Origin of the sequence: Mucilaginibacter sp. 5C4, assembly GCF_034345625.1 — a bacterium.
Classification (GTDB): domain Bacteria; phylum Bacteroidota; class Bacteroidia; order Sphingobacteriales; family Sphingobacteriaceae; genus Mucilaginibacter; species Mucilaginibacter aurantiaciroseus.
The window spans coordinates 1,135,868-1,156,307 of record NZ_CP133775.1 but is presented as its reverse complement, the minus strand read 5'-3'; the positions used below and the strand labels follow the sequence as shown (position 1 = coordinate 1,156,307).

The 20,440-nt window shown below is 41.9% G+C and carries 21 protein-coding genes and 1 tRNA gene; 5 read left to right on the top strand and 17 right to left on the bottom strand.

Annotated features, from left to right (window positions below; translation table 11 throughout):
• Positions 1 to 73: 73 nt before the first annotated feature.
• Positions 74 to 2,314 carry a bifunctional alpha,alpha-trehalose-phosphate synthase (UDP-forming)/trehalose-phosphatase gene (locus RHM67_RS05405; RefSeq protein WP_322231090.1) on the top strand — a complete coding sequence of 747 codons (2,241 nt, stop codon included), beginning with the start codon at positions 74 to 76 and terminating at the stop codon, positions 2,312 to 2,314.
• Here RHM67_RS05405 and RHM67_RS05400 read toward each other — a convergent pair.
• Positions 2,311 to 3,399 carry a mechanosensitive ion channel family protein gene (locus RHM67_RS05400; protein WP_322231089.1) on the bottom strand — a complete coding sequence of 363 codons (1,089 nt, stop codon included), beginning with the start codon at positions 3,397 to 3,399 and terminating at the stop codon, positions 2,311 to 2,313. The two genes, RHM67_RS05405 and RHM67_RS05400, sit on opposite strands and share 4 nt — an antisense overlap.
• A 299-nt stretch (positions 3,400 to 3,698) precedes the next feature.
• On the bottom strand, positions 3,699 to 3,941 hold the full coding sequence (locus RHM67_RS05395) for a hypothetical protein (protein WP_322231088.1): 243 nt from the start codon (positions 3,939 to 3,941) through the stop codon (positions 3,699 to 3,701).
• Between the two features lie 169 nt (positions 3,942 to 4,110).
• On the opposite strand from RHM67_RS05395, the gene RHM67_RS05390 reads away from it, so the two are divergent.
• Positions 4,111 to 4,734, top strand: coding sequence for a recombinase family protein (locus RHM67_RS05390; RefSeq protein WP_322232173.1), 624 nt, complete (start codon positions 4,111 to 4,113; stop codon positions 4,732 to 4,734).
• Positions 4,735 to 4,763: 29 nt separating this feature from the next.
• Positions 4,764 to 5,579 (top strand): recombinase family protein, encoded by an 816-nt coding sequence (locus RHM67_RS05385; protein WP_322231087.1) that lies wholly within the window; start codon positions 4,764 to 4,766, stop codon positions 5,577 to 5,579.
• Positions 5,580 to 5,624: 45 nt separating this feature from the next.
• On the opposite strand, the gene RHM67_RS05380 is transcribed toward RHM67_RS05385, so the two are convergent.
• Positions 5,625 to 5,701: transfer RNA gene (locus RHM67_RS05380), tRNA-Asn, on the bottom strand.
• A gap of 87 nt (positions 5,702 to 5,788) precedes the next feature.
• On the opposite strand from RHM67_RS05380, the gene RHM67_RS05375 reads away from it, so the two are divergent.
• Positions 5,789 to 6,703: a PfkB family carbohydrate kinase gene (locus RHM67_RS05375; RefSeq protein WP_322231086.1), complete on the top strand. Its 915-nt coding sequence runs from the start codon at positions 5,789 to 5,791 to the stop codon at positions 6,701 to 6,703.
• Positions 6,704 to 6,792: 89 nt separating this feature from the next.
• Here RHM67_RS05375 and RHM67_RS05370 read toward each other — a convergent pair whose 3' ends face one another.
• From RHM67_RS05370 to RHM67_RS05355, 4 genes are read right to left on the bottom strand one after another with little or no spacing between them, the layout of a single operon-like run.
• Positions 6,793 to 7,791: an ABC transporter ATP-binding protein gene (locus RHM67_RS05370; RefSeq protein WP_322231085.1), complete on the bottom strand. Its 999-nt coding sequence runs from the start codon at positions 7,789 to 7,791 to the stop codon at positions 6,793 to 6,795.
• Between the two features lie 24 nt (positions 7,792 to 7,815).
• Positions 7,816 to 8,622: an outer membrane beta-barrel protein gene (locus RHM67_RS05365; RefSeq protein ID WP_322231084.1), complete on the bottom strand. Its 807-nt coding sequence runs from the start codon at positions 8,620 to 8,622 to the stop codon at positions 7,816 to 7,818.
• An 18-nt stretch (positions 8,623 to 8,640) separates the two neighbouring features.
• On the bottom strand, positions 8,641 to 9,393 hold the full coding sequence (locus RHM67_RS05360; RefSeq protein WP_322231083.1) for a hypothetical protein: 753 nt from the start codon (positions 9,391 to 9,393) through the stop codon (positions 8,641 to 8,643).
• Positions 9,368 to 9,940, bottom strand: coding sequence for a sigma-70 family RNA polymerase sigma factor (locus tag RHM67_RS05355; protein ID WP_322231082.1), 573 nt, complete (start codon positions 9,938 to 9,940; stop codon positions 9,368 to 9,370). Before RHM67_RS05355 ends, RHM67_RS05360 begins: the two co-directional genes overlap by 26 nt.
• Positions 9,941 to 10,018: 78 nt before the next feature.
• Here RHM67_RS05355 and RHM67_RS05350 point away from each other — a divergent pair, with 78 nt between their 5' ends.
• Entirely contained in the window at positions 10,019 to 10,162 is a 144-nt protein-coding gene (locus RHM67_RS05350) for a hypothetical protein (RefSeq protein WP_322231081.1), read from the top strand.
• Positions 10,163 to 10,507: 345 nt separating this feature from the next.
• On the opposite strand, the gene hemJ is transcribed toward RHM67_RS05350, so the two are convergent.
• The 10 genes from hemJ to hemA all read right to left on the bottom strand — a co-directional run bounded on the left by hemJ (position 10,508) and on the right by hemA (position 20,399).
• Entirely contained in the window at positions 10,508 to 11,041 is a 534-nt protein-coding gene (gene hemJ, locus RHM67_RS05345) for a protoporphyrinogen oxidase HemJ (RefSeq protein WP_322231080.1), read from the bottom strand.
• 107 nt (positions 11,042 to 11,148) lie between these two features.
• Entirely contained in the window at positions 11,149 to 12,174 is a 1,026-nt protein-coding gene (hemE, locus tag RHM67_RS05340) for a uroporphyrinogen decarboxylase (RefSeq protein WP_322231079.1), read from the bottom strand.
• A gap of 81 nt (positions 12,175 to 12,255) precedes the next feature.
• Complete coding sequence (locus tag RHM67_RS05335) at positions 12,256 to 12,777, bottom strand: tetratricopeptide repeat protein (protein WP_322231078.1); 522 nt, start codon at positions 12,775 to 12,777, stop codon at positions 12,256 to 12,258.
• 3 nt (positions 12,778 to 12,780) lie between these two features.
• On the bottom strand, positions 12,781 to 13,488 hold the full coding sequence (locus RHM67_RS05330) for a response regulator transcription factor (protein ID WP_129876228.1): 708 nt from the start codon (positions 13,486 to 13,488) through the stop codon (positions 12,781 to 12,783).
• A gap of 12 nt (positions 13,489 to 13,500) precedes the next feature.
• A complete protein-coding gene (locus tag RHM67_RS05325) occupies positions 13,501 to 14,376 on the bottom strand; it encodes a HAMP domain-containing sensor histidine kinase (RefSeq protein WP_322231077.1) in 876 nt (291 codons plus the stop codon).
• A 60-nt stretch (positions 14,377 to 14,436) separates the two neighbouring features.
• Positions 14,437 to 15,774 carry a glutamate-1-semialdehyde 2,1-aminomutase gene (gene hemL / locus RHM67_RS05320; RefSeq protein WP_322231076.1) on the bottom strand — a complete coding sequence of 446 codons (1,338 nt, stop codon included), beginning with the start codon at positions 15,772 to 15,774 and terminating at the stop codon, positions 14,437 to 14,439.
• 103 nt (positions 15,775 to 15,877) lie between these two features.
• Positions 15,878 to 16,849, bottom strand: a complete 972-nt coding sequence (gene hemB, locus RHM67_RS05315; protein ID WP_322231075.1) for a porphobilinogen synthase — start codon at positions 16,847 to 16,849, stop codon at positions 15,878 to 15,880.
• Between the two features lie 97 nt (positions 16,850 to 16,946).
• Positions 16,947 to 18,521, bottom strand: a complete 1,575-nt coding sequence (gene hemC, locus RHM67_RS05310; RefSeq protein WP_322231074.1) for a hydroxymethylbilane synthase — start codon at positions 18,519 to 18,521, stop codon at positions 16,947 to 16,949.
• Positions 18,522 to 18,655: 134 nt separating this feature from the next.
• The gene (locus tag RHM67_RS05305) at positions 18,656 to 19,123 is read right to left on the bottom strand and encodes a hypothetical protein (protein WP_322231073.1); all 468 of its coding nucleotides are present in this window, start codon (positions 19,121 to 19,123) and stop codon (positions 18,656 to 18,658) included.
• A gap of 49 nt (positions 19,124 to 19,172) precedes the next feature.
• The gene (gene hemA, locus RHM67_RS05300) at positions 19,173 to 20,399 is read right to left on the bottom strand and encodes a glutamyl-tRNA reductase (protein WP_322231072.1); all 1,227 of its coding nucleotides are present in this window, start codon (positions 20,397 to 20,399) and stop codon (positions 19,173 to 19,175) included.
• Positions 20,400 to 20,440 lie beyond the last annotated feature (41 nt).

The following is a 20,440-nucleotide window of genomic DNA, read 5'->3' as shown; positions in this document are numbered from 1 at the left end:
ATTGCCGAAGCGACAATGCTAACGTACATTACTGATGCCCCCCTCTTATCTGAAGGTGGCAAAAAATAAAAAAATGAAAAAGAAATTATATATTGTAGCCAATAGGCTACCAATTACCATCGAACATAGCGAACATCAATACACTTATAGACCGTCGTCAGGTGGGTTGGTATCGGCTATAACGACATACTTGGGTAGAAACGGCAAAGATGCTTTTAGCGAAAAAGTATGGGCTGGTGTGCCAGAGTGCAATGAGGCCATATGGAACGACATTAAACCCGTTCACGAAACAGGAGATTTTAATTATTTGCCTGTATTTGCCAATGCTAAAAAATACGATCTGTATTATAATGGCTTTTCAAATTCATTGCTTTGGCCACTGTTTCACTATTTCCCATCGTTTGCTGAATATCGTACAACTGATTTTGATGCTTACATGAGTGTTAATAAATTATTTGCATCTGTGCTGGCGGGCAAGGTTACAGTAAATGACGTTGTTTGGATACATGATTATCATTTATTACCGCTGGCGGCCATGTTAAGGGAAATTATGCCAGGTCTTACAATCGGATTGTTTTTACATATTCCTTTCCCGGCTTATGAAATATTTCGTGTTATTCCTAAACTTTGGCAACGCGAAATTTTGTCTGGTATGATGGGTGCGGATCTTATCGGTTTCCACACAGTAGAATATTCGTCGTATTTTCTGTCATCCGTTGAGATGTCCATGAAAATAAAAAGCGACGGCAATACAATTACTTGGCAAAATAGAAAAATTAAGGTGGAGGCATTTCCTATAAGTATCGATTTTGAACTGTTTAATAACGCAGCAGAAAGAGACGAAGTGAAACTAATGCAGCAAAATTATTTAATGCTTAAAGGCGATAAGAAAATGATTTTCTCAGTAGATCGGTTAGACTATACCAAAGGGATTCAAAACAGACTAAGGGGCTTTAAAACGTTTCTGGATAAAAATACTGACTATATTGGTAAAGTAGTATTTGCCCTTATTGTAGTCCCTTCAAGAGATGGAATCAAAAAATATGCTGAAAGAAAAAGGGCGATAGATGAGTTTATCTCAAATCTCAACAGCACTATCGGCACCATAAACTGGCAGCCGATAATTTACCAATATAGCCATTTGAGTTTCGAAGAGTTAATAGCACTTTATACGACCTGCGACCTTGCGTTAATTACGCCACTACGCGATGGTATGAATTTGGTTGCTAAAGAGTTTGTAGCCAGTAGAAAAGATGAGAAAGGTGTGTTGGTTCTAAGTGAAATGGCGGGTGCCGCCAGGGAGTTAACTGAGGCTTTGCTAATTAACCCAAATGATATTACAGAGATTGCGGCGATGATAAAGCAGGCGATTGAAATGGACACGGATGAACAGGCGCAACGTATGCAGGCAATGCAAACCCGAATTAAACAATATGATGTTGTGATCTGGGCCACAAATTTCTTTGACCAACTACAGGAAACTAAAAAGTTACAAATGGAATTTAATGTAAAAATGATAGATAGCTTTTCCCGTGCAGCAATTCTAAAAAGTTACGCGAAGGCCAAAAAGCGTTTACTATTATTTGATTATGATGGAACCTTGGTTCCGTTTTCTAAGCAGCCCGCGTTAGCGTTCCCTCCAGACAAGGTGATTGAAATTTTAAGCCAACTTTCTGCAATTCCGGAAAACGAAGTTGTTATAATAAGCGGGCGCGATAGCGTAACGTTAGAAAAATGGCTGGGAAAATTGCCTATGGGACTAATTGCGGAGCATGGTGCTAAAATTCGCCTTAAGGATTTTAGCTGGGAAAATAAAACTCATGCTGACAACCAACACTGGATGAATGCTATTCAAGCCATTATGAATAAATATGTTTCAAAATGCCCAAACTCATTTATTGAAAAAAAAGAATTTGCTTTAGCTTGGCACTATAGAAATGCCGATATATCCCAAGGTGAATTGAGGGCAAAAGAATTATACGAGTATCTAATTGAGCATACATCTACAATGCCGCTTAGCGTATTGAATGGGCATAAAGTTATAGAAGTAAGAAACAAGGGTATAAGTAAAGGAATATCCACATTAGATTTATTGTTAAAAGAGAAATATGATTTTATATTATGTATTGGCGACGATCAGACCGACGAAGACATGTTCAAAGTGTTAACAGGTGTTGAAAATGCGTGTACTATTAAAGTTGGCCAGGAAGCGTCTTTCGCCCAATTTAATCTTCAGTCGCCTTATCTTGTGCAATCCTTTTTGGATACTATTATTTCCTATCCTACAGAACCGACTAGTGACAAAAAACCTTAATTTTCATCACCTGAAATGGCTACTGTTTTACTATATCGGATTGTTGGTAAACTATTGGGATAGTTATTCTGTACAAATTTAATAAGGTGTTCCCTAACCATGCACCTTAAGTCATAGGCATCTGAAGAATTTCGGGCGCTTATAAGCGCCCGAAGCTCTACCGTATGCTCTTTACTGTCCGTAACCTGAAGGATACCTACTCGTTTATCCCAGAGAATATTATTTTCTAAATACTTGCTTAATGCATCCCTTAGCAAATCTATTGGGACTGCATAATCCATGTAGAGGAATACGGTACCCAATATTTGAGAAGTTGAACGCGTCCAATTTTGAAAAGGTTTTTCAATGAAGTAATTGATCGGCAAAATTAATCGCCGCTGGTCCCATATATTAAGAACGACGTAAGTTAACGTAATTTCCTCTACCCGCCCCCACTCGCCTTCTACAACGAGTACATCATCAATCCTGATGGGTTGTGTAAAGGCGATCTGGAAACCCGCAAGTAAATTGCCTAAGGATTTTTGCGCGGCAAAGCCAATAATGATTCCACTTATCCCTACACCTGTTAGCAACCCAGCGCCCAACTTTCTGACGTTATCGAAGGTCAGCAATATTATTGATGAAGCTACCAACACCACCGCCACAACAATAATGCGGCGTATAAACTGCATTTGGGTACGTATTTTACGCTCTTTTAAATTATCGCTTTTGTTTAAGTCGTATAGATGATAAATGTAATCTTCGAATACGCTGAAGGCTCTCATCAGAAGATGGGAAAACGAAATGATTAATATAATATTTAACCATTTGCCGGCGAAAACTGTGTAAGTGTTTTTTAAGGCAATAAAAGGTAATAAGACTTGTAGAGTTAACAGTGGTATAAAATGGTTTAGCGGACGACTTAAATGGTTAAGGATGGAGCGCGGAAATGAATATCGGGGGTCGTTCTTGTTTCCATATCTTCTTAAAGTAAATGTAATAATACTCTTAAAAACTAAACCAACTAATAGTACAAACGCGATTACTATTGAATTCCATAACCAAAAGGGTAGCTGTCTTGATATTTGAACTAATTGTGCTTCCATGGGCTAATGAAAAATATAATAAAAGGAAAGATTTACATCACCTTAAGGCATATTTATACTTGCCTTTATTGAATGGATCTCAACAATCTTAATTGTTTTAAAATTAACACAAGGTGCTATCAAATCTTGAATTTCAATAATGAATTCCAATGCTCATTTTATTTGTTGATCAAAAGTAGTTAATCAAGAATTCACTAAGCATTGTCTCATCTATAAGCCAGATATTGCCCCCCTCAGATGTAATCTTTAATATCAATTTTATTTGATATTATGTCTATTATCAAACGACTTTCTTTAATTTAATGTATGCGCTTTACCTTTATTTTTTTAATATCCACTGAAATATAAAGGAAAATAGAACCAAATAATAGCATAACACCACCAAAATATGCTGGTATTTTTACAGACCAGCCACCATTAAACGTTGTAATAGATGCAGAACCTCCGCTGTCATCAGGGTTCTGGTGGCTTTTATAAAAAACGTTACCACCAATGATTAATAATAACCCGACTGCGATTAAAATGATGCTTATCTTTTTCATAACTATATTATAACTAAAATGAAAGCCGACAGGGAAAGCGAGAGATTTTGACCATTCAAAAATCGGTCGCCAAGATAGAGGATATTAGAACTACAATGGGTAGCACATAATGTTTTATAAACTTAGTTATTAACCCAAATAGTTGAAATAAAGCAAGGTATATTAACGCATCGGGAAACAAAATTCAGTAATCGACTGTAGTATTCACAAGGGTTTCTATAGAGGTATAGCTATTCTTAGTTATTTCACTTCTATTAAAAACATTCCCATTAACAACATCAGTATCAGGAAAACCATCTTTGAGGATCATTCCGCCAAAATCTTTGTAAGGCCGCAATGGCAGGGGCTGTTATTAAGCCTAAGAAAACAGCGTGGCAAGGTAGACTTGGTCTTGTTCACCAAATGGGATAGGTTTAGCTGTAATGCCCCCGATGCTTACCAAATGATTAATGCCCTTAAAATATTAGGAGTTGAACCGCAGGCTATCGAACAGCCCTTAGATATGGAGGTTCCGGAAAATAAGATGATGCTGGCCATCTATCTTACAGCACCGGAGATTGAAAACGACCGCAGGGCGTTGAATACGTTTTTTGGCTTACGTCGTGCGCGAAAAGAGGGTCGTTGGGTATCGCATGCACCAATGGGCTATAATAACCGCCATGATGTATCAGGGAAAAAGTTTATCGCAATCGATCCCCCGCAGGCAAAAATTATAGTTTGGGCTTTTAAAGAAATAGCAAAAGGAATATACTCCATCCAACAAGTTTATGAAAAGCAGCAGAAATGGGTTTAAAGTGTAAACGAAACAACTTTTACGTTGCTGTGCGTAATCCCGTTTACTGCGGACGGATATTCATTGTTAAATATAAGGACGAGGCTGCACACACCGTTAAAGGCCTGCATGAAGGTATCATTTCGGAATCGCTTTTTTATGATGTTCAGGACGTTCTAAGCGGCAAAAAGAGAGTTGAGAAGACAAAGGTACATTCACCAGAAATGTTGCCTCTACGGGGCTTTATCAGGCACTCAAAGTGCAGCCGTATCTTATGCGGCAGCGCATCCAAAGGTCGTAACGGTTACTACTACTATTATCATTGTTCGTCTGCCTGTGGGTGCAGATATAAGGCCGAGGAAGTGAACAAGGTATTTGATGAAGTGATAGAGGAATTTACCATCGGGGAAAATTATGCAGAACTGTTTACGGAAGTAATAGCTGATACGTATAAAAGCCAAAACACACCGCAACTGATCTCCCGATCAGAACTCCTTAAAGATATCAACGACCTGAACAGCCGTCTTGCAAAAGCCAGGGAGTTACTTTTGAAGGGTGACATAGACGGTGCAGATTATAAAACCATCAAGTCTGAAAATGAATATAAGATAAACGTATTGGAAGCAAAATTAGCAGAGGCGGCAGCAGTAAATTCAAAGGCTGAAAACATAGAACCGATACTTAGGAAGGGGATTATCAAATTAACGCAACTGGATACAATCTATTCAAAATCAACAACTTCTGAAAAACGGGAATTAATTGGTTCGATGTACCCCCAAAAATTCACTTTCGAGGAATTGCAACATCGAACCGCTCAGACGAGCGAATTGCACTCTCGTATCTACTTGATTAACAGTAAAATATAGGAGAAAAAAGAAGGGCAAGCGACCGATTTTCGTGCTTGCCCATTCTGGCTCCTGAGCCTGGACTCGAACCAGGGACCCTCTGATTAACAGTCAGATGCTCTAACCAGCTGAGCTACTCAGGAGTGTTTTTCCGTATTGGAGTGGTGCAAAAGTATGATTTCTGGTGTAATTTCACAATATTTGCACAAAAAAAATTAAAAAAAATTTACATGAGTTTGTTAGTTATTGGTACTGTGGCGTTTGACGCAATTGAAACCCCTTTTGGAAAGACAGATAAAATTGTTGGAGGGGCTGCTACCTACGCAAGTTTGGCCGCTTCTTACTTTTACGACAAGATAAAGATCGTTGCTGTAGTAGGCGACGACTTCCCCGCGGAAGGAATTAAAGACTTTAATAACCACCATATAGATACCGAAGGCCTGCAAATAAAACAGGGTGAAAAATCATTCTTTTGGAGCGGCAAGTACCATAACGACATGAACAGCCGAGATACTTTGGTTACGGAGCTGAACGTACTTGCTGATTTTGACCCGATCATCCCCGAGGCTTACCAGGACTGCGAATACCTAATGCTGGGCAACCTTACCCCACAAGTACAGCAAACAGTTATTAAACGCCTTAAAAACCGCCCTAAATTGATTGTAATGGACACCATGAACTTCTGGATGGACATTGCCATGGACGACTTGCTGGAAACCATTAAAATGGTTGATGTTTTAACCATTAACGATGCAGAGGCACGCCAGCTATCGGGTGAGTATTCTTTGGTTAAAGCCGCTAACAAGATCCTGACTATGGGACCAAAATACCTGATCATTAAAAAAGGCGAGCATGGCGCATTGTTATTCTACGAAGATCATATCTTCTCGGCCCCTGCCCTTCCGCTTGCTGAGGTATTTGACCCAACCGGCGCAGGCGATACCTTTGCGGGTGGCTTTATTGGCTATATGGCTAAAGTGGGTACGGTTAACTTCAATAATATGAAGAATGCCATCATCTTCGGTTCGGCACTGGCATCATTCTGTGTGGAAAAATTTGGCACCGAGAAGATCAAGAACCTAACCGATGCGGAAGTTGACGCACGTGTGCAGCAGTTTGTGCAATTATCGTCTTTTGAGATCTAAACCCCTCCCAACCCTCCCCGGAAGGGAGGAACTATAAAATATTGGCAACCTTAAGTCTCTCCTACCGGGGGAGATTTAGAGGGGGCCAGTTAATACTCCAGCCATTTTTTTATTTTGAGGCCAACAATGTCGCCTTCTTTATATTTGCCGCTATCATCGTTTATAACGCGGAGTATCACGCCATTATTCTCCAATATCAGGTCTTCATAAAAACCTTTAAAAAGCACCTGTTTTACGGTCCATTTATTGGTTTTAAGCACATTATTGAGACGGATCCATTCGGGATATATCACTACGGCTTCTTTATGAGATTCGATACCGCAGGCCTTGGCTTCATCAACCGTAAGCACATTACAATTGGTAAGCAGCTCGGCGGTATATAAATTAACCGGGGAATGATAAAGCGTCTTCGGGTGACCGGTTTCCACAATCTCTCCATCCTTTAAAACGATCAGTTCATCGGCCATAGAGAGTACTTCGGCCGGGTCATGCGATACCATTACCACGGTAAGCCCGGTTTCCTTTACAATTTGCCTGATATCATGCTGTAAACCTTCGCGGAACGATGTATCTACCTGGTTAAAGGGTTCATCGAGCAATAAAACTTCGGGACGGGTAATAATGGCGCGGGCAATGGCAACACGTTGTTTTTCGCCGCCGCTCAGGTCGGCAACGCGCTTTAGGGATAGGTGCATCATATTTAGCTGAGTGAGCACCTGTTTTGTCTTTTCTTCCTTATGCCTTACATTAGTGCTTGGCAGCATAGCCGCTACGTTATCCCAAACGCGGGCAAACAGGTTCAGGTCGTCGGTATGCTGGGTTACCATTTTCATGGCATCATGGCCGGGTATCAGCTTTTCTTCAGGCCCCAAAATGCGTTCGCCTTTGAAGTTTACAGTGCCTTCTGAGGGCGAAAGAAGGCCGTAAAATAGTCGTAATAAAGTGCTTTTACCGCTGCCGCTTTGGCCAATTATAGCGGTTATTTTGCCGGGGATTATCTCGAGGTTTATATTTTTAACCCCCGACGCTTCGGCCCCGCCGTATGTTCTGCTAACTGATATTGCCTGTAAAAAAGGTACTTCTGCCATTAGGGGCAAAGATACTAAATTGTATTACCACCCAACACTCATCCCAAACGAGAAGTTTCTGAGGCCATCCTGTGCGGGGCTGTTCTCGAACATATTATTGAAATAATATTTACCAAACACACCTATTGCACCATAACCAACGCGCAGCGATGCACCGTACCTAAATTTGGCAAAGTTGTAGTTACCGCTCAGTTTTTGATCGCCGTTCTCTTTACTTTCCTGTTTTAAGCTACTGCTTAAACGTACACCTAGTTCAGCTGCGCCAACAAAATGGAACCTGCGGCCATCATCGTCATCGCGGGTGCGAAAATCGAACGCTATTGGCACACGGATGTAGGTTACCGACAACCGGTTTTTATCGTATTTAACAGCATCCTGGGTATAAGCAAGCGGTGCCTGGTTACGCAATATGGTAACGCTTTCGCGCAGGCGCAGGTTTGTCCAATCGAAACCACCAGCCGTGTAAATCCTGAACGAGCTATTAAAACGGTAGCCTAACTGCAAAATATCAAACCCAATGTTACTGCTCCTCCATGACCTATAATTTAAAAACTGGTTGGTTGGTGATAGCTTAAAGCTGCCATTATCATTCAGGGTACTTAAACCAATGTCAAACCTGGTAAACGTAAGCCCGAATGAAAAGCCCGGCGCTTTTGATTTATAGCTGGTAGTATCATTTATAGCCCCCTGCGCGGCATCATCTCCAAAGCCAAGGCGGATTTTTGTACGGCGGGTTTTGGTAGTATCTGTACTGGTTTTAACAGAATCTGTTTGTGCAAATAGGGTTGTTGCTGCCAGGCATATTATTGCGGTAAAAATCAGGCGTTTCATATCGTGGTATATTTTATGCTATTGGTCTGTCTTTTTTATTTTTATAAATCCAAGGTTCAATCCGCTCAGGGTAGATTCATCCTCATCCTTCGGGCTCGAAAACTCTATCAGTTTATCTTTCCGTTTATCAACCTTACTAATTACGGCGTTTATCAGATCGCCAAAGTTACGGATGCGGTGCTTTTTAACCTGTACCGCGGCCAATACTTTACTTGCAGGTGCATCTTTTGCCTGCACTAAGGTATTAGTTTTTAACGGCTGATCTTCTGGTATGTCAATCTTATCATTAAACGGCACACTCCTGTCCGGCACTACAAATTTCACCGGTACATCTGTTTTTTGAACCGCCTGCGCCAATTGCGTTACTTTTTCTTGTTTTACTAAAATTAGCTGTTCTTTAACAACCTTTACTTGTTGCTTGTGCGATGCTACCGGGTTTAAAGCTGCAACATTTTCAATCTGCGGCTCGATTACCTTTGGTGATATCGTTACCGGCTTTATAATTGCATTTACAGGCTTATTGTTTTTAGCCACGGCATTTTGTAGCGGCTTTTTAGCAATTTCTGTTGTGTTTGATACAAAATACAAGCCTGCGCTAAGTAATACCAAACTAGCGGCAATGCTAAGGTATACGCCCAATGGCTTTTTCTTTTTATTCATTTGGGATGCAATGCCGCCCCAAACTTGTCCGGATGGCTCAACCTCCAAATTATCCAGCTTAGACCTAAACAGGCTGTCAATATCTTTATCCTGCATATCCATATTTTTCATTATCAATTTTCAATATCCGTTCCTTTAAAATAGCCCTCGCTCTAGATAGTTGCGATTTTGAAGCGCCCTCACTGATACCTACAATTTCGGCGATCTCTTTATGCGAGTATCCATCAATAGCATATAAATTAAACACCATCCGATAACCCGGCGACAGGGCCTTTATCAATACTAACAGGTCTTTGGCCTCCAGGCTGCTTGATGCCGCTGCGTTAACAGATGGTTCGTACCCTGCTTCATCAACATCAACCACCTGCATCATTTTATGATGGCGGCGGTAGTATTCGATAGAGCTATGCACCATAATGCGCCTCACCCAGCCTTCAAAAGAACCGTCGCCACGGTAATCAGCTATCTTTTGGAACACTTTTATAAACCCGTTCTGCAGCATGTCTTCCGCTTCCATTTTATCGGTGGCGTAGCGCATGCAAACACCCAGCATTTTAGCGGCAAACTGCTTGTACAGCATTTCCTGCGCCTTACGCTGCCCGTCCTTACAGCATTTTACTAAATGTTCAATATTAGGTTTAGGTTCCAAAAACATCATTTAACAGTAAGATGTAAAGGAACACACAATGGTTGCATGGGTGGTTAAATAAATTTTAATTAATATATTCACAACAATATGAACAAAACCTATCAAGTATCAAAAAAAGGAATTGAAGGACTACTTGCGGGGACAGTTTTAGCTATAGTAGTATTTGCTCTTATTTGGCCTCCGGTAGGCGTAATATTCGCAGCATTAGTTGTTGGAGCAATAATAGTGTAGTACTTAGAAAGGAATACACTCATAGTGTTGTCATAGACGCCGAAAACAGGTCTGTAACGTTTATTACTAAAAGTCGCACAAGCACAAAAACGGATGTGATTAAATTCGACGAAATAAGTTTTATTTATAAAAAACGCTTGGACTATTATTCTTTCACAAATGGCTATCTAAAAAGAAAAACGGAATATATTATTAAATAATAGCGAATTAAAAACATTGGCGTTTTTGGTTCCAGAACAAGATGGTTGGACTAATGCAGTTATATTAGATTTAGCAAAAACATTTTCCGAGTTGGGTATAAAGCAAATAGTAGAAAAATATAACGATGACGAAATACCTTTATAACTACTTCTTCTCCCTAAAATATTTATAAACCTTCACCGCCGACATAATAATGAGGCTGAACAGGATTATTCCTATCACCCCAAAAATCCAATTCAATGCGCTTTTAAGTACAACAAGGAATACAATTGCGAAGAGTAGAATAGTAGCCAGTTCGTTCCATAAACGGAGTTTGATGGATGACCATTTGAACACACCCCGAGCCATTTGCTTCATTATTTTTTGGCAGATGAAATGGTATGCAATAAGACCTACCACAAATGTAAGCTTTACGTGCAGCCACGGCATTTTCCACAAGGCCGGGTTAAGATGCAGCATGATTGCCCCTGCCACTATCACAAAGTACATGCTTGGGGTAGCAATTATCCACCAAAGTTTTTTCTCTATGATCTCAAATTGGTCGGATAGGATAGTGCGGGCGGGTTCGGGTTTGTCCTGTGCCTCGCGGTGGTAAATAAATAGGCGCACAATGTAAAACAGCCCCGCCATCCAGCAGACTACAAATATGATATGTATGGCTAAAACGTATTGGTACATATACCTGTTTTGCTATGTCATTGCGAGCGATGACGTGGCAATCTCAGAGGATAAGTAATCTGCTGAGATTGCCACGGCGCTAAGCTCCTCGCAATGACATATTGTTATTAATATCTAAACTCTTTTATAACCTCTACCGCATACTTCACGTTATCAAACGGGATATCCGGCATAATGCCGTGGCCAAGGTTAAAAATAAACCCATTTTCGTTCCTCATTCTCTCAAAAAGGCGATGAATTCGCTCTTTTATCACCGGTTTATCGGCATATAAAATATGCGGATCGAGGTTGCCTTGTACGGCGATATTTTTTGGTAAACGATTCTTGATATCCAGCAGATCGACGTTCCAGTCGATAGAAATTACATCAGGTTTCGCCTCGGCCATTAACGGTGCAAATACCGAACTACCTTTACAGAAAGATATCACCGGGATATCTTTCCTGTTCAACTTGCTGATGATCTCAACAATATAACGATGGGAGAACTCGGTATAGTCATCCCATGATAATGCTTGTGCCCAGCTATCAAAAATTTGTACGGCGTTTACGCCTGCTGCAATTTGCAGGTTCAGGTAATCTGCTGTTACAGTTGCAATTTTTGATAATAACTGGTGCGCCATTTCCGGGTGGTTATGCAGCATTAGTTTGGTTAGTTTAAAATCTTTTGAAGATCCGCCTTCTACCAGGTAGCTCATTACGGTAAATGGTGCCCCTGCAAATCCTATAAGCGGGATGCGGCCATTTAAACGCTGCTGAATTACCTTAATAGCATCGGCAACGTATTGCAGCTTATCGCCCACATTAGTTTCCAAAGCATCAATATCTGCCCGCGTGCGTACGGGATTAGCAAACTTAGGGCCTATACCTTGGGTAAAACTTAAGTCGCCGCCCATAGCTTCGCCGGTAACTAATATATCTGAGAACAGGATAGCCGCGTCGATACCTAACAAATCGACAGGCAGCATGGTAACATCGGCAGCCAGTTCTGGCGTTTTGCACATTTCCAGGAAGGAGTATTTGTTCTTGATCTCCCAGTATTCGGGCATAAAACGGCCGGCCTGGCGCATCATCCAAACGGGTGGTCGTTCTGTCTTCTCTGAAAATGCGGCTTTTAAAAATAACGAGTCTTTCATGTTTGTGGAGAAGCAAGATAATAGGAGACAAGATGCAAGAAAAATCTTGTCTCCTGGCTCTTACTATCTTGCCTCTTTGTTTTAGTGTTTTCTAAGTTCCTGCTCAACCTTTTGGATCACATCCTTCATTTTCGCAGTTATAATATCTTTATGTTTTTCGGTAAGCTGCAGGTATGCTTTGGCTTTTTCATAATTGCCGTTGCGTACGTTTATGTTGGCTACATGTACAAGCGCCGCAACGTGATCGTTAGCGCTGCGGAGTGGGTAAAGGGCAGCAATCTCGTAATGTTGTTCAGCTTCGGTGTACTCGCGCTTTTGCAGGCATACACCTCCGTATATAAACTCGTAAAACCCGCGTCGCCTTTTACTAAGCCACTCGGGTTTTGGTACTTGTTTTAACAGGTTCTCGGCCTTGTCGTAATCCTTTTGATGGAACGCTTTTGCAGCCAGTACAATAGTACCCTGCTTAAAGTAACCCCATATTAACAAGCCAATAAACATTACATTAACCGCCGCCAGCTCGTACATTTTATACTTAAATACAAAAGTAAGTACTATAATAAAAAGCCCGGTTACTAATATTCGTGCCCTGTTTGTAAACATGTATTAGTGCTGGTTATCGGTAAATTTATAACCTACGCCACGTATCGAGTGGAAATAAACCGGGTTTTTAGGATCCGGTTCAAAATACTTACGGAAGGTTAGGATAAAGTTATCAATAGTACGGGTCGACGGGTAAACGTCATAATTCCATACGGTTTCCAGGATCTGCTCGCGAGATACGGCCTCGTTGCGGCGCTCTATCAAAAGCTTAAGCAACATCGTTTCTTTTTTAGTTAACGGGGTGATGCTTTCATCGCCGTTAACCAGTTCGAACGAGTTAAAGTGGATAGTTTTATCACCTATTTTATAGCTGTTAAACTCTTTAAGGTCATCACCTTTTAGGCTACGTTTAACAAGGTTATTTACACGCAAGATCAGCTCTTCCAGGTTGAAAGGCTTGGTCAGGTAATCATCAGCACCTTTTTTAAGGCCCGATATTTTATCTTCGTTGGTGTTTTTTGCGGTAAGGAACATGATTGGCACCTCAGAATTTTCCAGGCGGATGGTCTCGGCAACCACAAAGCCGTCTATCTCTGGCATCATCACATCTAATATCACCAGGTTAAAGCGCTCTTCTTTAAAGATCTGAAGGGCTTTTTTACCGTTGTTTGCTGTAGAAACCTTGTAACCTTCCAGCTCCAGGTTTAACTTGATGGCCTCTAATAAATGATCTTCGTCTTCGGCTAATAAAATTCTTTTTTTGTTTGGCATGGTCTCCATGATTTAGGTTAATGCAAATACTACTTCAAATACACTCCCGGCAGGGCGGTTGTCTTTAACTTTAATGCTGGCCTGGTGCTTATCCAATACTTCTTTTACAATGTATAAGCCCAAACCAGTACCTTTTGTATTTCGTGTATCTTCGCTGCCTACACGGTAAAATTTATCAAAAATACGTGGCTTCTCATTGTCAGCAATACCTATGCCATGGTCTGCCACCTGAAAGTAAACTTTGCCTTCCTTCTCAAAAAGCTTCACGTTTACGGTCTCGCAGGGGCTGGAATATTTTACGGCATTTTCCACCAGGTTGGTAACTACTGACGTTAACGCAAATTTGTCACCCGTTATTTCAATTTTTGGCTCAATCTCGGCGTTTATGATCTGCTGGTTGCAATCACACTTACTTATCTGCAGGCGGTTCACGATGCTATCCACCAAAACAGATAAATTAAACTTAGCCTTAGGGAAGCTGTATGAGCGATTATCAATTTTTGACGCCAGCAGCATATTCTCTACCATATCGTCCAAACGCTCTACATCAAGCAGCGATTTATCAATAAAGTTCAGGATCTGCGCTTTAGCAAGATCGCGCTTTTGGATGGTTTGCAGTAGTATTTTTATAGATGCCAGGGGCGATTTAAGCTCGTGCGTAACGGATAGCAGGAAGTTCTTCTTTTGCACCTGCAGCTTCGCTTCTTTGTTTAAAGACTCGTGCAAAAAGTATGCGCCAACCAAAAACACGGTCACAAACATACAGCCCTCGCCCAAGATCATACCTTTACGGCTTGGGTTGAGGTGCACCAACATGTACCCCCACCAGATCAGTTCTGCAACGGCATAAATGATGATGGCATAAAATATTACGAGTGTTTTTTTCATTTGGCCTCCTCTAAATCTCCTCTTCGGAGGAGATTTTAAAAATTAATTTATTAAATTCACTTAGGCCCTATCTTTCGGTGAGGGTTGGGTGCGGCTGAATACAATATCCAGACTATCAAATATAGCTGTTTTTGTGGTTTCTAAGTCAGCTTGCGTATGCGCGGCCGATATAAAGCCAACTTCGTAACCTGACGGGCCTAAATAAATGCCGCGGTTGATGAGTTCGCGATGCATTTCTTTAAATTTAATCATACTTGCCGGGTCAATCTGCTCGGCAGTGGTAATACTTTCCAGGTCAGTAAACGCGAACCAAAAAATAGAACCGATGGTAAAGATCTTTACCATATAGCCACGCTCATCAATAAATGCTTGAAGATCTTTTACAAACCCTGCCGTTTTGGCATGTAACTCGTCGTAAAAGCCGGGCTTTAACAATTCTGTTAGCTGCGCGATGCCTGCTGCCATGGCCACCGGGTTACCTGATAGCGTACCTGCCTGGTAAACCGAGCCAACCGGTGAGATATGATCCATCACCTCTGCCGATGCACCGTAAGCCCCAACAGGCAAACCACCACCTATAATTTTACCATAGGTAATAATATCCGGCTGGATGTTGTAGTATCCCGCCGCACCTTCAAAGCCCACACGGAAGCCCGAGATCACTTCATCAAAAATCAGCATGGTGCCGTTATCGGTACAGACCTGGCGTAGGTAGTCCAGATAATCCTGATTTTGTAAAAGTAAACCGTTATTGGCCGGGACAGGCTCGATAATAACCGCTGCAATTTGCCCCTTAAACTCTTCAAAGGCCTCCTCTAACGCTTTCTTATCATTCAACGATACAACTATGGTCTCGTCGGCAAAAGCCTTTGGTACGCCAGCTGATGAAGTTTCGCCGAAAGTGACCAGACCCGAGCCTGCTTTAACCAGCAACGCATCGGTATGTCCATGATAACAGCCTTCAAACTTCAGGATCTTATCGCGCTTGGTATAGCCCCTTGCCAACCTGATGGCCGACATCACTGCTTCGGTACCTGAGCTTACAAAACGAATTTTTTGGATGAATTTATTTTTGCTAAGGATCAACTCGGCCAATTCGTTCTCTAAAGCCGTTGGCGCACCGAATGACATACCATTCTGCATCACCTCGATAACTTTTTCGCGTACTGCCGGGCTGTTGTGGCCCAAAATAAGCGGCCCCCAAGAGCAGCAAAAATCTATAAATTCGTTACCATCGGCATCCCAAATATGGCTGCCATCGCCCTTTTCGATAAAAAGTGGCGTACCATAAACAGATTTAAACGCCCTTACCGGTGAGTTTACTCCACCAGGGAAATAGGTCTTCGCTTTTTCGTACAATGCTGCAGATTTTGCTCTGCTTATATCTGGTATACTCATTTACCCCCCTCTAAATCTCCCACGGTAGGGGAGACTTTTATTTTATTTTTTAAAGTTATATCTATATGCCCTCCCCCTCCGGGGAGGGTTTGGGTGGGGCTTTCTACAGCCACTTGTTCAACAACACTTCTTTCGCGTGATAAGTTAATATCGCGCTGGCACCTGCACGGCGGAAACTGGTTAGCACTTCGGTAACCGAGCGCTGCTCGTTTAACCAACCGTTTTGCACAGCGGCTTTTATCATGGCGTATTCGCCGCTAACATTATAGGCGGCGATTGGTAGTTCGGTGTTATCTTTTAATAGTTTGATGACGTCCAGGTAAGGTAAGCCGGGTTTCACCATCAGGAAATCGGCACCTTCTGCTTCGTCCAAAGCGGCTTCAATCAAAGCTTCGCGCTGGTTGGCGGGGTTCATCTGGTAGGTTTTTTTATCGCCGAATTTTGGGGCCGAGTTCAATGCATCCCTAAACGGACCATAAAAAGCGCTGGCATATTTAGCGGTGTACGACATAATAGACACGCCTGCATAACCGGCGTCATCCAATACTTTACGGATGTACCCTACCCTACCATCCATCATATCCGAAGGAGCGATAATATCTGCACCGCTTTGGGCATGAGCCAGGGCCATTTTGCCTAAAACTTCTAAAGTTTCGTCATTCAGGATCTCGCCATTCTCAAAAATCCCATCGTGGCCGTCGCTGCTGTATGGATCCATGGCTACATCGGTTACCACACATGATTCCGGGAACTCTTTTTTAACCGCACGGATAGCGCGCAGGTAAAGGCTCTCGTCGCGATGGCTTTCGGTAGCATATTTATCTTTTAGTGCTTCATCGATATTCGGGAACAGGTCAAAAGAGTTTAAGCCCAGCTTCATGCAGCTTTCTACCTCGCGCAGCAGGTTATCTATCGAATACCTGAAAATGCCCGGCATAGATGCCACTTCAGTTTTTTGGTTCTCGCCCTCTACAATAAACAGCGGGAATATCAAATTAGCCGCGCTAACATGCGTTTCCTGCACCATCTGGCGGATAACTTCACTCTTACGGTTTCTTCTTGGTCGTTGTAACATATAGCCCTCTCTAAATCTCCCCCGGTAGGGGAGATTTTTTATTTAATTTAAAAAGCCCTATTGTAAGCCCTCCCTACCGGGGAGGGTTGGGTGGGGCTTAAATCCCAAACACTGCCTCTGCAAGCCCCACTTCGTCCGGAGAGAAAGGCAGGGTATATTTTACACCCATTTCATCAAACTTTTTCCCGGTTGATTTGCCAATGGCTATCACCTTTTGTCCGGGCTCAAGCAGGTTATTGGCAAAATAGGCTTCTACGTTGCTTGGGCTGGTAAATACCACCACATCGGCACCTGTAGGCTTTACTTCTTCTTCCAGCACAGTTTCGTAAACGGGCAGGTCAATTATTTTTGTTTCGGCAGCCAGGCCTTGCTGGATACTCCTCATCGAGTTATCAGCCCCCGGGAACAGGATGATAGTTCCGTTTGCCAGTGTGGCAAATTCGGCGGCTACATCTGCAGTGTCGTTACTTTCGCCAACAAAATCGGCAAAGTGGCCGTTGCGGCGCAGCATATCCTCACTACCGGCACCCATCACCCCAAATTTTATCTTTTTAGGAAACTGTGGCGACAACTTAAAGAAATACTCAACCGCGTTTTTACTGGTAAAAAACACCCAGTCGATATTTTTAAGGATGTACGAATCAAACTTAGTGATTACCGGTACGGTGCGGATCAGCGAACGTGCTTCGATCTCTATCTTATGTTTTTCAAGTGCTTTGCGGAAATAGCTTGTCGCCGAGATATCCCTCGAGATAAACACTTTATTCGGGAATTTCCTGTCCTTGGCAAAGCGGGCAACAATTTTTTCGGCAACACCATCAAGGGTATCGCTTTCTATAAAATAGCGGTCGGGAAATTCATCGCCGGCCTCAGCCTTTGAGGTAAACACCTGGAATTTACCATCGTCCCTTCGGCAGTAAACGCCAAGCGGAAGGCTACAGCCCCCGCCAAACATTTTCAATACGCCACGCTCCAGTCCTAACTCTTCAGCTACATCGGGATGGTTTAAAGCTTGCAGCACCTCAAATAATCCGGTATTGCTCTCGCGGATCTGGATGGCTAAAGCACCCTGTGCAGGTGCAGGAATAAATTCGGTAGCGGTCAATTCCTCCACATGAAACTCGCTCAGGTCGATACCTAAACGGGTAACACCAGCTTTGGCCAGCATTATGGCATCGTATTTTTCGTCGCGCAGTTTACCTATGCGGGTAGGCACGTTTCCGCGCAGTTCATCTATCTCCAGATCGGGGCGTACAGCAAGCAATTGCGCCTTACGCCTGTTTGATGATGTACCTACCAAACCACCGAATTTAACAGATAGTTTTTGGCGTACATCAACCACATCTTTCAAGATCAACAACAGTTCAGCCGGGTCTTCCCGTTCTGAAACTGCTGCGATAATGAGTCCCGCAGGGTTTTCAGTTGGAAGGTCCTTATGCGAATGCACGGCAATATCTATAGTTCCTGCCAATAATTCTTCTTCTAATTCTTTGGTAAAAAACCCCTTGCCTTCCAGCTTATCAAAGCTGAGGTTAAGGATACGGTCGCCCTGCGTTTTTATAATTTTAAGTTCGGCGGTAATGTTTATCGCGGCCAGGCTATCTTTTACAAAGTTGGCTTGCCATAAAGCTAAATCGCTGCCACGCGTTCCTATTATTACTGTTCTGTCCAAGGGATATATTTTTACTGTACAAATTTAATTTTTTATGCACAGTAATATAGTATTAATTAAGGATATGAGAGTGGGCTGACTTATTGAATTTACTGTGCAAGTTTAGCCTTGCATAAATGGTGACACAGATAAAATCAATTGACACGAAACACCCATGGCTTTCTGTAATATTTCAACAAGATATCAAGATCCTGCGGCCTGATGTTCAATGACTCAACCTTTATCTGCTCTTTGCCACCCGGGTAAGCGAATTCTAACATCGGCCTTGCGCCTCTCCCTATATATTCACCGGATACGCGTTCATCTGATATTTCTGCCCATTTATAAAATGGCGTATTTGCAGTTTGGATCCCCGCTACATTAATAATTATCCTGGGCTTATTATTAAAAAGACTTTTAGATTTAAAACCCATTAAGATAAAGGTAATTGACAATGTTATTCCACCTAAAACTATCTGTCCTGCAGCAATCCAAGATATTGCTATACCAATAAAAATAGATAAAAAGCAAATACTAATAATAGCAAAATCTTTAGAATAGTAAATTTTAATCTCTTGAGGAATGGGATTTGAAACAGTTATATTATGAGTAAAGAAACCCATACGTTTATGCTATTAAGCTAAGAAACGTAATATTCTTAAAAGAAAAGTCTTAATTATTATTGATCAATATATCCTTCGCCATGATCATGGGAACGCTGATATATTTTTTCTCCATGTAGTTGATCACTTTTTCAAGGATCTCGCGCGATTCTTTATCAAGGCTTTGTACCTCTTCGGCGAAAACGGTGTTCACCGCGTTGTTACGGATCTCTTTGATCTTCTCGGGCACCTGGCGCATAGCCAGTTCAATTTTTCGTTGTTTAAGCATTACTAAATGCTCTGCAATATTTTGCTCAATAATAGCTTCGGCATGTACCAGTTCCTGGTATCGTTCCTGCAGGTTTTTCTTGGCAATTTCGTTTAAGCTGTGCACTTCAATAAAGTTCACATCAAACTGTTCAAGCACTTCAGGCGCGGTATCGTTAGGGATTGCCAGGTCTACAATAGTTTTTTTATTGGTATCGCCGTTTAAAAGCGAGGTGTAGATCTGCGTGGTAAGGATAGGCTCAACTGCAGAAGTACAGGTAACAATAGCATCAAAACCGCCTTTAAAGTTCTTTAGCTCATCAAGCTCGTAAGCCTGGCCGCCCAGATCATTAGCCAATTGCTGCGCTTTTGAAAGCGTACGGTTAAAAACCGAAAAGTTGGAAAACTTATGTTTTTGGAGGTATTTAGAAATATTGCGATTGGTTTCGCCGGCACCAATAATAAGGATGCGGGCGTTTGCGCAAAGTTTCAGGTCCTTCAACTTACGGTAAGCTAATGAAACTACCGAAATTGGTTTCTTAGAAATATTGGTGTGGGTATAAACCTCTTTAGCCGTTTTAACAACACATTCCATCGTTACACGTAATCTATCGCCTGTTAGGCCTGCCACACGGCAATCTTCGTAAGCTTTACGTAACTGGGCTAAAATTTCTTTTTCGCCTACGATCAGGCTCTCTAAAGAACAAGAAGTGCGCAGCAGATGGTTCATAGCTTCCGGGCCTTCATAAATAGAGGCGGCATCCAAAAGAGTAGAAGTGGAGTGTGTACAAAGACCCATTTGCATTTCGTTTAAAAAAGCCTCTGCAAATTCCCTGTCAACTTTGTGCTGTGTTGATAACACAAACTCAACCCTGTTACAGGTTGATAGATAAAAGATCTCGTCGATGCCAAAATGTTTTTTTACTGCATGAAGCTTGTCGATCGAGCTTTCCTGGCACATCACCAGTCTGCCCAATTCCTTCAGCTCAATGTGTTTATGTGTAAAAGCGATAACTTTTAAATACTTCAAAGCAGTTTTATATTTTGACCGAACAAAAGTAATATACCTCG